Genomic DNA, 14314 nt, shown 5'->3' with positions numbered 1-14314 from the left:
TCTCCTGGGTCAGGCCGCGAGCATTTCGCGGCTGGAAAGTGCTTCCAACGCAATGGCGTCGGCGGCAAGGCGGTCGGCGGCAGGCTGGTGCGCCGCAGAAAGTGGCAGCAGCGGCAAGCGCAGGCCGTGGCCGATCCCGGCGCGCTGCAGCAGCGCCTTGACCGGGATGGGATTGGATTCGATCCCGCAGAAGCTGTGATATTCGCTCAGGCGCGCATCCCAGGCGGTGGTCGCGTCGCGCTGGCCCTTGCGGGCCAGATCGCACAGGCGCCGATACGCCGACGGCAATGCGTTGGACGCCACCGAGATCAGGCCCTCAGCGCCGGACAGCATCGATTGCGCGGCGCTGCCGTCATCGCCGCTGAGCACCACGAAGGAGTCGCTGCGCAACGCGACCAGCGCAGCAACGCGCTCGGGTTCGCTACGCGCTTCCTTGATGCCGACGATATTCGGGTGATCGACCAGGTCGGCCACCGTCTCCGGCAACAGGTCGCAGCCGGTGCGGCCGGGCACGTTGTACAACACCACCGGCAGCCCGCCGTTGTCGGCCACGGCCAGAAAATGCGCCTTCAACCCTGCCTGGGTCGGGCGCACGTACGGCGGCGTCACCACCAGCGCGTACTGCGCGCCCAGCGCGGCGGCGCGGCGCGTCTGCGCAATGGTTTTTGCGGTGCCGGACAGGCCGGTACCGGCCAGCACCGGCACCCGGCCGGCAACCTGGGCAACGGCTGCGCGCAGCAGCGTGTCGTATTCGTCGTCGCTCAGCGCGGCGGCTTCGCCGGTGGAGCCGGCGACCACGATTCCCTGCACGCCACCGTGCAGCTGCTGCTCCAGCAGCCGCCGCCAGGCATCCAGGTCGAGTGCGCCGTCCGGCCCGAAGGGGGTCGCCAGCGCGGTGATGATGCCGGAAAGGGACAAGATTCTGCTGCTCTTACGTGACAGGGGAGGCCCGCGCGCACGCGGGTTGCGACCGCCTGCATGTTACTTGCGGCGCGAAACCACGGGCAAGTATGCTGGTCACCGCCAGGGCGCCTGCCCGGGCGGCCATTCAGCCTGATGCAATGCCGGAAGCCCCTTTGACCGACTCTACACCCCGGCCTTCGCCGACCGAAAATCACCTCCTGATCAACGCCTACACGACGCATCCGGAGTCCCCCCTATTGCCTGTCACCCGCCGCATCGCCGATAGCGGCTGCAATCTCGTGGACGCCCGCCTGGCCACGGTGGGGCGCGATGTCTCGGTCACCGCGCTGGCCACAGGCTCCTGGGATTCGGTCGCCAAGCTCGAAGCCATGCTGACCCGGCTGGAACGCGAGGAAGGCCTGAAGCTGGTCTGGTACCGCACCGGCCCCAAGCAGACCCAGTCCAACCTGCTGCCCTACATCGTCGAAGTCATCGCCGCCGACAAGCCGGGCATCCTGTTCCAGCTGGCCGATTTCTTCGACCGCCAGGGCATCACCATCGAGAACCTGCAGAGCACGCGCTACCGCGCAATGCAGACCGGCGCGGAGATGTTCTCGGCGCAGGTGACGATCGGCGTGCCGGCCAATATGCACATCGCCGCGTTGCGCGATGATTTCCTGGAATTCTGTGATCACCTCAATCTCGACGCGATCATGGACCCGATGAAGTTCTAAGGCAGACGCACCGATGGCCATCGCCCAATCCGCGCTGAAACAGATGTTCGACCATATCCGCTCCGAGACCGACTGGAATCTCGACGGCCCCTTGCGCTGGGAGTATTTCTTCGCCGACCCGGCGCAGGAACCGCTGCAGAAACTCGCCGAGCAACTCACCCAGGACGGCTACCGCGTCATCGACATCTTTCTCGGCGAACGCGACGAAGATGACGGCGACGACGAGGAGTCGTATTTCCTGCACGTGGACAGGCGCGAACACCACACCATCGAATCGCTGAATCAGCGCAATGCGCAGTTCGACGCACTCGCCAAACGTTTCCATGTGGCTGCTTATGATGGGATGGACGTCGGGCCGGCCTGATCGGCCGCCGACCGCCTCTCCCCTTCAGGCTGAGCAACGATGACCGACGCTGTACTGGAACTGCCCGCTACCACCCTCGACCTGCCACTGGCGCTGTCCGGCGGCACCCAGGCCACCCTGCGCGGCTATGCCGGCAAGTGGGTGGCGCTGTACTTCTACCCGAAGGACAGCACGCCCGGCTGCACCACCGAAGGCCTGGATTTCAACGCGCTGCTGCCGCAGTTCTCGCAGGCCGGCGCGGACGTGCTGGGCGTCTCGCGCGACTCGGTGAAGTCGCACGACAATTTCTGCGCCAAGCAAGGATTTGCCTTCCCGCTGGTCAGCGATGGCGACGAGGCCCTGTGCCGCGCCTTCGACGTGATCAAGGAAAAGAACATGTACGGCAAGCAGGTGCTCGGCATCGAGCGCAGCACCTTCCTGCTCTCGCCCGAAGGGCGCGTCGTGCAGGCCTGGCGCAAGGTCAAGGTCGCCGGCCATGCCGAGGCCGTGCTGGCCGCAGTCAAGGCGCACGCCAAACAGTGACGCCCCTGAGTTCCCGTGTCCTCCATCACCCTGCACCTGCAGGCGTGATGGCTCGCCCCTGCTCCATCACTTGGAAGACCCAATGACCCGAGGCAAGCGCATCTACGTGCTGGACACCAACGTGCTGATGCACGATCCCACCTCGCTGTTCAAGTTCGAGGAACACGATGTGTTCCTGCCGATGCAGGTGATCGAGGAACTCGACAACGCCAAGAAGGGCACCTCCGAAGTCAGCCGCAACGCGCGCCAGGTCAGCCGCTTCCTGGACGAACTGCTGGAGAACACCAACGCCGAGCAGATCCAGGCCGGCATCCTGCTCAGCCATCCACAGGGCATCCAGCTCAAGGGCCAGGCGGCGATCGGCCGGCTGTATTTCCAGATCCATCCGATCGACCCGGGCCGCACCTTCGGCGCGATGCTGCCGGACAACAAGATCCTGGCCTCGGTGCTGGCGCTGCGCGAAGAAAACCCGGATGTGCCGGTCATCCTGGTGTCCAAGGACATCAACCTGCGCATCAAGGCCTACATCAGCGGCCTGGTGGCCGAGGATTACCAGAACGACCGCGCGCTGGACGATTTCAGCCTGCTGTTCACCGGCGCCATCGAGCTGCCGGAAGACTTCTGGCAGAAGCACAACGAAGACCTGCGCAGCTGGAACGAGCGCGGTCGCACCCATTACGAGATCGTGCTGGCCGACGACGAAGACTGGTACCCGAACCAGTACCTGTATCTGCCCGGCGAAGACGACGTGGAAATGCGTGTGGCCAAGGTCGGCGGCGGCAAGGCCACGCTGTGTCTGGTGGATGATTTCCGCCACACCCAGCACGCGGTCTGGGGCATCGCCGCGCGCAACCGCGAGCAGAACTTTGCGCTCAACGCCCTGATGGACCCGGAAATCGATTTCGTCACCCTGCTCGGCACCGCCGGCACCGGCAAGACGCTGCTCGCGCTGGCCGCCGGCCTGGCGCAGACGATGGACCAGCAGCGCTACCGCGAAATCATCATGACCCGCGCCACGGTCAGCGTGGGCGAGGACATCGGTTTTCTGCCCGGCACCGAAGAAGAAAAGATGACCCCGTGGATGGGCGCGCTCACCGACAACCTGGAAGTGCTCACCCACAACCAGGATGGCGGCTCCTGGGGCCGTGCGGCCACCAACGACCTGCTCGCCAGCCGCATCAAGATCCGCTCGATGAACTTCATGCGCGGGCGCACCTTCCTGTCGCGGTATCTGATCCTGGACGAAGCACAGAACCTCACTCCGAAGCAGATGAAGACCTTGATCACCCGTGCCGGCCCCGGCACCAAGATCGTGTGCCTGGGCAACGTCGAGCAGATCGACACGCCCTACCTGACCGAGACCACGTCCGGCCTGACCTACGCGGTGGATCGCTTCAAGGCCTGGCCGCACAGCGCGCACATCACGCTGCGCCGTGGCGAACGCTCGCGTCTGGCCGACTTCGCCTCGGAGGTGTTGTGATGCGAACGCTTCGCAGCGCCACTGCGCTTGCGATGCTCGCGCTGGCCGGCTGCGCGACCACCCAGGCGCCATCGACGGTGCCGACCAACCTCAAGAGCGGGCAGTCGTGGATCATCACCCGCCAGAGCGTCGCCGAGCAGGTGCTGGACACCTGTTCGCGCGATAGCCCGGCGCGTCATCCGGGCCAGATCGGCGGCTACTGGGAACCGAGCCATCAACAGATCGAGCAGCTGGAATCCCGGCAGGATGCGTTGACGCCGACCATTGCCGAGCCGCGCGAGTTCGACCGCCAATACGTGGGCGTGGTGATCCAGGGCCAGCAACTGATCTACATCAATGCGTTCAAGCTGCCCAACGACCCGCCGGTGAAACCGGCACGGGAAGCGATCAGGGTTTGCGACGGCGGCAGCGCTTTCTGGGGGGCGCTGTACGACCCGCAAACCGGCGCGTTTTCGCAGATCGCCGTCAACGGCAGCCCCTGACCCGCGATGGGCCTGCTGCTGCCGCGCTGGGTCTGGATTGGCGCGGTGGCATTGTCGAGCGTGGCGGGCATGGTCAACGTGGTCGGCTACCTGGGTTCCGAGCATCAGGTGGTCAGCCACCTCACCGGCACCACCAGCCTGCTTGGCGTGGCCCTGGTGCAAGGCAGCGCGCCGGAGATCGGCTTCCTCTGGGGCGTCCTGATCGCCTTCTGCGCAGGCGCCATGCTCAGCGGCCTGATCATCCAGGACGATGCCTTGCGGCTTGGACAGCGCTACGGCGCGGCGCTGCTGATCGAGGCACTGCTGTTGCTGGCCGCGATTCCGCTGTTCAAGCTGCATCATGTCGGCGGCGCTCTGTTCGCCGCTGGCGCCTGCGGCCTGCAGAATGCGATGGCGACCACCCTCAGTGGCGCGGCGGTCCGCACCACGCATGTGAGCGGCATGTTCACCGATCTGGGCATCGGCCTGGGGCACCTGCTGCGCGGACGCCCGCTGCAGGTGCGCCGGCTCACGCTGAGCGGGCTGATCATCGGCGGCTTTCTTGGCGGCAGCATCCTGGGCACTGTGCTGTTCCAGCGCTGGCAGTACGACGCGCTCTACCTGCCGGCCATCCTTACCGGATTGACCGGTGCCGGCTATGTCGCCTATCTGCAATGGCGTCGCTGGCGTACAGGATGATGCGCACATCCTCCAGGCAGCAGTGCAGAATCGGCGTATGACCACGCCCAGCACGCTGTCCGCATTGACCATCGCCGGCTCCGATTCCGGCGGCGGTGCCGGCATTCAGGCCGATCTCAAGACCTTCGCCGCGCATCGCGTGCATGGCTTGTCGGCGATTGCCGCACTAACGGCGCAGCACACGCGCACCGTCACCGCCGTGCACATCCCGCCCATCGCATTCTTGCGCGCACAGGTGGACGCCTGCTTCGCCGACTTCCAGATCCAGGCCGTCAAACTCGGCATGCTGGCCAATGCCGAGGTCATCCACTGCGTGGCCGATCTGCTCGAAGCCCATCGCCCGCCTTTCGTGGTGCTGGACCCGGTCATGGTCGCCACCAGCGGCGCTCGCCTGCTCGAGGATGCTGCGCTGGATGCGCTGCGCTCGCGCCTGCTGCCGCTGGCAACCTTGATCACGCCCAACACGCCCGAAGCCGAGCTGCTGACCGGCCGCCGCATCGACACTGCCGATGCCGCCGAACATGCCGCCGCCGCGCTGCTGGAGCTTGGCGCGAACGCCGTGCTGCTCAAGGGCGGCCACCTGCATGAGGGCGCGCGCGTCATCGATCGCTTCGATGACGGCGTCACCCAGGACGTGTTCATGCATCCGCGTGTCGACGTCGACGCGCATGGCACCGGCTGCAGCCTGTCGGCGGCGATCGCCGCGCAACTGTGCCAGGGTCTGTCGCTGCTCAATGCCTGCGAGGCCGCGATCGACTACGTGGCGCGCGCCATCCGCCTGGGGCAGCGCCCGGGGCAGAGCGAGGTACTGGTGCTCGACCATTTCGGCGCCGCTCCTGGCGTATGAGCGTGCACAGCCAGGCGCCGACGGCCAGCGCAGCGGACGGACATCGCTGGGAAGTGATGCGCATCGCACCGCTGCAACCGATCGCCACCTTGCTGTGGCTGCCCGCACTGGGCGTGGCGGCACGACATTACCAACCGTTCGCCCATGCCTTGGCCACTGCCGGAATTGCGGTGTATCTGCACGAATGGCGCGGCAATGGCAGCAGCACGCTGCGCCCATCGCGTCGACACGATTGGGGCTATCGCACCCTGCTGGCCGACGACATTCCGGCCAGCCAGGCACTGATGGACCGGCTTGATCCGCAGCACCCGCGCATCGTCGGCGGGCACAGCCTGGGCGGTCAGCTGGCCTGCTGCCATGCCGCGTTGCAGGCTGGGCGATTGCCATCGCAACCCGACTCGCCTTTGACGCAGCTATGGCTGGTTGCCAGCGGCTCGCCGTATTGGCGTAATTTTCCGCGTCCCATGCGTTACGGACTGCCGCTGGTGTATCGCGCCCTGCCCTGGCTTGCACGCGTACAGGGCGTGCTGCACGGGCGATCGCTCGGCTTCGGCGGCACCGAGGCACGCAGCCTGATCGCCGACTGGGCGCGGGTCGGCCGCAGCAATCGCTATCGCGCTGCAGGCAGCGACTGGGAGCTGGAGCGCGCGTTGGGCGCGTTGACGGTACCGATCAAGGCGCTGACCTTTGCACACGATCACTTCGGCCCGGCTGCGGCGCTGCATGCACTGCTGCACAAGATGCCGCACGCGCATGCCGAGCTGCAGCAGCTGGACGATGCGCAACTGGGCGTGCGCAGCGATCACTTTGCATGGATGAAGGCACCCGCCGCTGTGGCGGCTGCGCTGCATCGCAGGCGTGCCGATACAGTCAGTGGCGATCGAATTTCACAAAGGGATTGACGAGCACGCCGGGCATCCGCATAATTCCGCTCCTGACGAGGCGCCCGTAGCTCAGTTGGATAGAGTACCTGGCTACGAACCAGGCGGTCGGGAGTTCGAATCTCTCCGGGCGCACCATCTTCAGGAACAAAAAAGACAGCATTGAACCGCTGTCTTTTCAGTTAAACGTCCGGCTGCAGTGCATCGGATTGCAAGTCAAAACAAGATATGCGCCCGTAGCTCAGTTGGATAGAGTACCTGGCTACGAACCAGGCGGTCGGGAGTTCGAATCTCTCCGGGCGCACCAATCTTGAAGAAAACGACCAGCTTGCTGGTCTTTTTTTTGCCTGTCGTTTTGACTGCATTGCCTGCGGGCCCGGCTTGCGCAGCGTACCGATCGTGCAGACGCACCGAGCGAATGCGCTGCGACGCCTGTTACCGAACCAGACGCAGAACGCTCACGTTGTCGCGCCAACAGCATCCGATTTAGCGACCACCACCACCGGCACCAACGAGGTCACCGGATGTCCGGCATCGCGCCATGCATCCAGCCCGCCAAGCAACGGACGCACATCGCGATATCCATGCTCGCGCATCCGGCCCGCCAACCAGGCCGCAGACACTTCATCCGGGCACGCGCAATAAATCACCACACTGCGATCGCGCGGCACGCTGGCCAGAATCTGCGCAAGCTGGCGTTCGTCGGCGAAGACCGCGCCAGGAATCGTGTACGGCTGCAGCTCGCGGTATCCGGGTGCCCGGATATCCAGCACCGTCGGCCGCAGGCTCTCGTCGCCATCCAGCAGCGGCACCAGCTCGTCCACCGCAATACGCGCGCGCTCCAGCGACCGCAGCAGCGTGTGACGCCGCCACCAGCGCCACCCGACGTAGCAAGCCAGCAGCGCGGCCACGATCACCACCGCACCGGAACCGAGTCCGGACAAGAACGCGAGCACGTCCTGCACCTGATTGGCGAACATCGCCCCGAGGCCCAGCCCGACCAATGCCCACAGCGAAGCGCCGAATGCGTCGTAACGCAGGAACGCGCCCGGCCGCACCCGCATCGCACCGGCCATCGGAACCGACACCATCGACAGGCCAGGCACGAATTTGGCCACTGCCAGGACCCGCACACCCCAGCGCGAGAAGAACCGCTCGGTCTGCTTCATGCAGGTATCGCGCGACAGGGATAACCGGCACAGCGACTGCAAGGTGCGATTGCCGAAGCGGCGACCCGCCAGATACCACGCCAGATCGCCAAGCAGACTCGCCAGCACCGACACACCCCACGCTGCAAGACCCGCCAGCCACGCTTCGCTGCCACCGCGCAGTGCGTAACCGGCGCCGACCAGCACCAGCGTCGGCAACGCCGGCACCGGCAGCCCGAGCGACAGTGCCAGCACGTTGGCAAACACCAGCGCCAATCCGTACTGTTCAATCAAGCCTTGCATGCGAGGATCCTGCGCGACGGCAAGCGGCCATTATCCGCTCTTGATCACGCTTGCGACTGCCCGGCAGCAGCGAAACGATACGTTTCGGCAAGCGCCTGCAACCATCGCTCGAACAGCCCATCGGCACGCAAGGCGCGCCGCCACCAGCCAAGCGCCTCGCCCTCTTCGCCCGGCCGCCACGCCAGATAGAAAGTCTCGTCGGCCTTGTGCGTTTCCACCGGCACCTCGCGCAAACGACCATTCAGCAGCGCGCCCTGCGCATACGGCTCGGGCAGAAACCCGTAACCTGCCCCGGCCACCTGCAGCAGCAACTTGGTGTGCATGTCCGGCACGGTCAGCACGTCGCGGCCGGACAACAAACCGACCGTGCGCGGTAGCAGACGCCGCGCAGAATCGGCCACGGCAATCGCGCGATGGTCGGCCAGCTCGGTCGCACCCAGCAGCTTCGCGTCCGCCAGCGGATGCCTCGCCGCCACGACGAACACGAAGCGCACGGTGCCGATCCGTTCGGCGACATAACCGCCGCCGCTGGGCCCCTCGCCCGCCGCCACGATCAAATCCACGCGCCGGTCCAGCAACGCCTCCCAGCTGCCGGACAACGACTCGCTGAGCACACGCAGCCGAGTGCTGTCGGCCACTGCGTAGAAGTCCAGGATCTGCGCCTGCAACAGCGCGGCCGGCAACATCGCGTCCAGCCCGATCGCAAAGTCCGATTCCCAGCCGGAGGCCACCCGCCGCACCCGCACCTCCAGCTCCTGCGCGGCACGCAGCAGGCCTCGTCCTTCGCGCAGCAGCTCGCGCCCGGCCTGGGTCGGCGTTGCCTTCGGCCCCACCCGCTCGAACAGCTGCACACCCAGATCGCCTTCCAGCTTGGAAACCGTGTACGAAATGGTGGACGGCACCTTGAACAACACCTTGGCCGCGGCGGCGAACGAACCGCGGCGGTCGATCGCATCCAGGATCTGCAAGGCTTCCAGGTTGATCTTCATTGTTCGAATTTTTCGATGGTATCAGCCAAATCTACTCGCTTTTTCTCTGCATTGCAGGAGTGGAGACTACGCATCAAGCCGCTGGGACACCGATTCGTCCCCTAGCGCCAAATCGAACCTTTCAAGGAGAAGCAGCATGTTGAATGTCCGCAAGAGCGAAACCCGTGGCCGCGCCGAGCATGGCTGGCTGTCCTCGCGCCATACCTTCTCCTTCGCCAGCTACCACGACCCGCGCCATATGGGCATCGGCCCGCTGCGGGTGATCAACGAGGACAAGGTGACCCCGGGCGAAGGCTTCGGCACCCACGCCCACCGCGACATGGAGATCATCTCTTACGTCCTGGACGGCGCGCTGGAGCACAAGGACAGCATGGGCACCGGCTCGGTCCTGCACTACGGCGATGTGCAGCGCATGAGCGCCGGCAGCGGCGTGACCCATAGCGAGTTCAATCATTCGTCCAGCGAGCCGGTGCACTTCCTGCAGATCTGGGTGATGCCCGAGCGCAACGGTATCGAGCCAAGCTATGAAGAAAAGCATTTCGATGCCGACAGCAAGCGCAACCAGCTGCGCCTGATCGCCTCGCCGGCCGGTGACGACGGCTCGCTGCGCCTGCACCAGGATGCACGGCTGTATGCATCGATCCTCGATGGCGACGTGCGCCTGCAACAGCCGCTGGCCGAAGGCCGCATCGGCTATGTGCAGGTGGCCCGCGGCAGCCTGAGCGTCAACGGGCAGGCGCTGTCGGCCGGCGATGCAGTGCAGGTCATCGGCGAGCCGGAGATCGTGCTGGCTGACGCAAGCGACGCGGAAGTACTGGTGTTCGATCTGCCGAAGTAAGCCGGTTGCAAGCCTTGCAGCGCATGCGATGCGCACGCGCTGCAGGGGCGCTGATCGCAATGCACAAGGCCCGCTTTGGCGGGCCTTGTGTTGTGCGCAGGACATCGTCGCGACGCTGCACGCATGCCCTGTACGCTTGCCGCCCTGCTGCGAGAGCAGGTGCCGCACACGCGCAGCCACACGGCACGGCGTACGACGCCAGCGACGAAAGCAACCACGTCGCAGCCGCTCCCACCCGACCGTGGAATCGGCGCGGGCGTCGGTTATGCGGCCTGCGACTTGACCTGCGGGTCGAACGGCGCATCGGGCTGCGCAGATCCGTCGGCATCGCCGTTGACCAGCGCAAACAGGGCGTCCGCATCGGCCTCCAGCACACGTGCCGACCGCGCCAGGTCGTCGACCATCTGCGCCTGGTCGCGCGCCTGCACGCCGATGGACTGCAGCGCCGTGTTCGCCGTCGAAATATCCTGCGCCTGCTCGTGGCTGGCAGCGGCGATCTGCTCCACGGTCGCGGTGACACGCAGCACCGAGGTCACCACGTCCTGCATCACCACACCGGCCTGCTCGGCCAGGCGCGAGCCGTCGCCGACCTGCCCGGTGGCATTGTCGATCAGCGAGCGGATCTCCCTGGCCGACACGCCGCAGCGCTGCGCCAGGCTGCGCACCTCGGTGGCGACCACCGCGAACCCACGCCCCTGCTCACCGGCGCGCGCCGCTTCCACTGCCGCGTTGAGCGCCAGGATATTGGTCTGGAACGCGATCCCGTCGATCACTTCGATGATCTGACCGATGCGGTCGGTTGCCGAGCGGATGCCGGCGGTGGTCTTGACCACATCGGCGATGACGTCGGCACCGCGCCGTGCCACCGCAGCCGAGTCTTCGGCCATGCGGCGTGCCGAGCCGGCGTTTTCGGAATTGGCGCGCACGGTGGCCGCCAGTTGATCGATCGTGCTCGAGGTCTTCGCAACTGCGCCGGATTGCGTGGACACCCGGCTGACCAGCTCCTGATTGCTGGCAGAAATATGATGCGACTCGCGCTGCACGTTCTGCGCGATGCTCATGGTCTGCCGCATCAGGTCGCGCATGCGCTCGGCCGATCGCACTTGATCGGTTACGTCGGTGGCGTACTTGACCACCTTGTACGGGCGCCCGGAGACGTCCAGGATGGGATTGTAGGAGGCCTGGATCCACACCGAGGTGCCGTCCTTGCGCAGCCGGCGATACCGTCCCGCGTCGAACTGACCACGCGCCAGCTTTGCCCAGAAATGCCGGTACTCGTCGGAGGCGCGGTAGGCAGCATCCACGAATATCCCGTGATGCTGGCCAACCGCCTCTTGCGCCGAATAGCCAATAATCGCCAGGAAATTCTCGTTGGCATTCAGCACACGGCCGTCCAGATCGAACTCGATCACGCCCATCACCTTGTCGATGGCCTGCATGCGGCCATCCGCGTCGGCCGAATCGATGACCTGACGGGTGACATCGGTGGCGTACTTGACCACCTTGTAAGGGCGACCGAGCTCGTCGAGGACTGGATTGTAGGAGGCCTGTATCCACACTTCCCTGCCATCCTTGCCGATGCGCTTGTAGCGACCCGCATCGAATGCACCACGCCCCAGCGATTGCCAGAACGCGCGATACGTAGCCGATTGACGCGTCTGCGCATCCACGAACATGCCGTGGTGCTTGCCGCGGATCTCATCGAGCCGATAGCCCATCACCTGCAGAAAATTCTGGTTGGCATCGAGCACCGTGCCATCCAGCGAAAACTCGATGACGGCCATGACCTTGTCGATCGCATCGATCCGCCCTTCGAAATCGGCGGTTTGACGTACCTGTTCGGTGATGTCGGTGGCGTATTTCACCACGCGGTAGGCCTTGCCCGTGCGATCCAGCAACGGGTTATAGGAAGCATTGATCCAGACTTCGCGGCCTTGCTTGTCCAGCCGGCAAAAACGCCCGGCATTGAAGTCGCCACGCCGCAGCGCATCCCAGAACTGGCGGTAGCTCTCGCTGTCGCGATCGCTCGTGGTCACGAACATGCGGTGATGCTGGCCGACGACCTCGTCACGCCGGTATCCCATCAGCGACAGGAAATTCTCATTGGCCTCAAGGATGCGGCCATCCAGATCGAATTCGATCACCGCCATCACCCGGTCCACCGCATTGGCCTTGTGTTGCAGCCCACGGCTCCACGAAGAGAACAGGCGTCCAAGCAACGGTAGGCGCATCACGTCGAAATCCGAGTTGTGGTTCACGTTGTTAGCGACACGCATGCGGCTTACTTGACCCCCATTCGCACGCCACGGAGCCGAGCGATTCAGGCGTCGCACGGCCCGCCTTGATCGGCCTGGTCAGGCGCGGCCCATCTCCGAAATCCAGACGCTGTTTCCGGGTAGACGAAGAAGACCAGGCCTTCTTACCAGATGCGACAGCCAGGGGGCGGATACTGTAAATCGACCGCCAAGGCGCGCGCTTAGTCAGCACACCTGCAATCGCGTGCGATGGATGCTGCCGGGCCTTGCATCAAGGGTGCGCGGCATAGACACGCTGGCCAGAAACCACACGCAAAAGCTCTGAAGCTTCAGATCCAGGACCGATGACACAATGTCTTACACGTTGGATTGCAAGGCGTGCAGCAGGCGGCTGCCTGGTTGAACGCAGAAATCTAGCCCTGCAGATAGCTGTTTGCTCGTTCGCTGCAATCAGCGTCGGCCAACAGCTGCAAGCCACAGCTGCAAGCGAAGATAGTTTGCAGTCTGCCAAGCCCATTCTCCAACCGCCTGTTTTCCAGCATCAGAGAAGAGAAAGACGCACGAAGGCAGCAAGCAGCAAGCAGCAAGCAGCAAGCAGCAAGCAGCAAGCAAAGGACAGCATACGGACCGACCCGAGTGGTAGCCGCAACCAACTTAGGTTGCTTCGAAAACGCCATTCGGTGCCAACATAGGCAGCAGACGGGACCGATCAGACCGAGCAACCGCATGTCGGTCGCGATCGATGGCTGCTCGCAATGCGCGGCAGCAGTGCCAACACCACAAACCGATCGTCCTGCGACCCGTCTTGCCATCGCTCAGGTCACCAAACAGTCACCACACAGCAAGGGACACTCGCCAGCAGCGCCGCGCGGCGGCGATCAGTCATTCCAGTCAAACACTTCTTACCAAAAGCGAGCGCTGCCATTCACAGCATTGGGCGGACTGGACGTTTCGCCGCATGCCGGGACTTCCCGCAACCAGGTTGCGATCGCATCCCTGCGCATCGTCGACGCACACGCTCGTGCGTGCACTCCACCGGCAAGCTCGCACATCCGGGCATCGTGGGCCCATACCCACCATGCAACGCGTCCGCGCCACGTGACACCGGCAATGCGCGATGCAACGACCCGGGCGGCGCAGACCGCGGCAGACAAACCGATCAGGACATATCGGCACACCGAAGACATGAGTGCCGAGAAGTCCCCGACCACAAGCAACGCGTGATATTCGCAGGGCCCTCGACTGCGAGGCAGTGGTGCTAACTGGACCACCGGCAAGCGACGATCGACTGGTGCTGACCGCGTCAGTTAGCCAAATAAAAACGCCCGCAAATCAATGATTTGCGGGCGTTTAGAACACTGGCGGAGCGAGAGGGATTCGAACCCTCGATAGAGCTTTTGACCCTATACTCCCTTAGCAGGGGAGCCCCTTCAGCCGCTCGGGCATCGCTCCAGTTTTTGCGTCCTGCCGCGATGTCCGTGGCAGGCCGCGAAGAATACCGGGTAACAGGGGCTAACGTAAACCCTTTATGACGATCAATTCGAAGAATCGTCGCCGTGGTGATGCGCGCCAGAAGCAACCGGCTCGTCCCCACGCTGGATGCGCTGATAAATCTCTTCGCGATGCACAGCCACATCTTTCGGTGCGGTGATGCCAATACGCACCTGATTGCCCTTGACGCCGAGCACGGTAACAGTGACCGAGTCGCCGATCATCAAGGTTTCGCCTACCCGGCGAGTGAGGATCAACATTTTGCAAATCTCCTGGAACCGGTGGGTTTCCCACCAGCATCGACGGCCTCCTGAGTGAGACGCGCCCTAGGTAAAGGGAATAGACCAGAAATGGTAGCGGGACATCCTGCCAGCCAGCAAGGCATAGCAGGACAAGTGT

14 protein-coding genes and 3 tRNA genes are annotated in these 14314 nt (G+C 64.6%); 11 read left to right on the top strand and 6 right to left on the bottom strand.

The annotated features are described in order from the left end of the window. Positions 1-9: 9 nt before the first annotated feature. Positions 10-918 (bottom strand): 4-hydroxy-tetrahydrodipicolinate synthase, encoded by a 909-nt coding sequence (gene dapA, locus FHY18_RS10315; protein WP_259153914.1) that lies wholly within the window; start codon positions 916-918, stop codon positions 10-12. Between the two features lie 92 nt (positions 919-1010). On the opposite strand from dapA, the gene FHY18_RS10310 reads away from it, so the two are divergent. The 10 genes from FHY18_RS10310 to FHY18_RS10265 all read left to right on the top strand — a co-directional run bounded on the left by FHY18_RS10310 (position 1011) and on the right by FHY18_RS10265 (position 7198). Continuing rightward, a complete protein-coding gene (locus tag FHY18_RS10310; RefSeq protein WP_002813792.1) occupies positions 1011-1637 on the top strand; it encodes a glycine cleavage system protein R in 627 nt (208 codons plus the stop codon). 13 nt (positions 1638-1650) lie between these two features. Next, a complete protein-coding gene (locus tag FHY18_RS10305; protein ID WP_259153906.1) occupies positions 1651-2001 on the top strand; it encodes a ribonuclease E inhibitor RraB in 351 nt (116 codons plus the stop codon). A gap of 39 nt (positions 2002-2040) precedes the next feature. Further along, complete coding sequence (locus FHY18_RS10300; protein ID WP_259153903.1) at positions 2041-2523, top strand: peroxiredoxin; 483 nt, start codon at positions 2041-2043, stop codon at positions 2521-2523. An 82-nt stretch (positions 2524-2605) separates the two neighbouring features. Beyond that, positions 2606-4003: a PhoH family protein gene (locus FHY18_RS10295; protein ID WP_259153902.1), complete on the top strand. Its 1398-nt coding sequence runs from the start codon at positions 2606-2608 to the stop codon at positions 4001-4003. Further along, complete coding sequence (locus FHY18_RS10290; protein WP_259153896.1) at positions 4003-4485, top strand: hypothetical protein; 483 nt, start codon at positions 4003-4005, stop codon at positions 4483-4485. The genes FHY18_RS10295 and FHY18_RS10290 overlap by 1 nt, the downstream gene beginning before the upstream one ends. A gap of 6 nt (positions 4486-4491) precedes the next feature. Continuing rightward, a complete protein-coding gene (locus FHY18_RS10285) occupies positions 4492-5163 on the top strand; it encodes a YoaK family protein (RefSeq protein ID WP_259153895.1) in 672 nt (223 codons plus the stop codon). A gap of 37 nt (positions 5164-5200) precedes the next feature. Continuing rightward, positions 5201-6010 (top strand): bifunctional hydroxymethylpyrimidine kinase/phosphomethylpyrimidine kinase, encoded by an 810-nt coding sequence (gene thiD, locus FHY18_RS10280; RefSeq protein ID WP_259153894.1) that lies wholly within the window; start codon positions 5201-5203, stop codon positions 6008-6010. After that, complete coding sequence (locus tag FHY18_RS10275) at positions 6007-6912, top strand: alpha/beta fold hydrolase (protein WP_259153893.1); 906 nt, start codon at positions 6007-6009, stop codon at positions 6910-6912. The genes thiD and FHY18_RS10275 overlap by 4 nt, the downstream gene beginning before the upstream one ends. 40 nt (positions 6913-6952) lie before the next feature. Next, positions 6953-7029 (top strand) — tRNA-Arg (locus tag FHY18_RS10270). 92 nt (positions 7030-7121) lie between these two features. Next, positions 7122-7198, top strand: a tRNA-Arg gene (locus FHY18_RS10265). Between the two features lie 151 nt (positions 7199-7349). Here FHY18_RS10265 and FHY18_RS10260 read toward each other — a convergent pair. Next, positions 7350-8342, bottom strand: a complete 993-nt coding sequence (locus FHY18_RS10260; protein WP_259153892.1) for a DedA family protein/thiosulfate sulfurtransferase GlpE — start codon at positions 8340-8342, stop codon at positions 7350-7352. Between the two features lie 44 nt (positions 8343-8386). Beyond that, positions 8387-9331, bottom strand: coding sequence for a LysR substrate-binding domain-containing protein (locus FHY18_RS10255; protein WP_259153891.1), 945 nt, complete (start codon positions 9329-9331; stop codon positions 8387-8389). A 136-nt stretch (positions 9332-9467) separates the two neighbouring features. Between FHY18_RS10255 and FHY18_RS10250 the strand changes: the two genes are divergently transcribed. Continuing rightward, complete coding sequence (locus FHY18_RS10250; protein ID WP_259153890.1) at positions 9468-10169, top strand: pirin family protein; 702 nt, start codon at positions 9468-9470, stop codon at positions 10167-10169. A 263-nt stretch (positions 10170-10432) separates the two neighbouring features. Here the strand turns inward: FHY18_RS10250 and FHY18_RS10245 are convergent, their stop codons facing one another. The 3 genes from FHY18_RS10245 to csrA form a co-directional block, all read right to left on the bottom strand. Beyond that, the gene (locus FHY18_RS10245) at positions 10433-12376 is read right to left on the bottom strand and encodes a methyl-accepting chemotaxis protein (RefSeq protein WP_259154076.1); all 1944 of its coding nucleotides are present in this window, start codon (positions 12374-12376) and stop codon (positions 10433-10435) included. Between the two features lie 1407 nt (positions 12377-13783). Further along, positions 13784-13876 (bottom strand) — tRNA-Ser (locus FHY18_RS10240). Between the two features lie 83 nt (positions 13877-13959). After that, a complete protein-coding gene (csrA, locus tag FHY18_RS10235) occupies positions 13960-14175 on the bottom strand; it encodes a carbon storage regulator CsrA (protein WP_104611342.1) in 216 nt (71 codons plus the stop codon). Positions 14176-14314: the final 139 nt, after the last annotated feature.

Origin of the sequence: Xanthomonas sp. 3793 (assembly GCF_024806835.1) — a bacterium.
Classification (GTDB): domain Bacteria; phylum Pseudomonadota; class Gammaproteobacteria; order Xanthomonadales; family Xanthomonadaceae; genus Xanthomonas; species Xanthomonas arboricola_F.
This window is presented reverse-complemented; position numbering and strand designations above follow the sequence as displayed.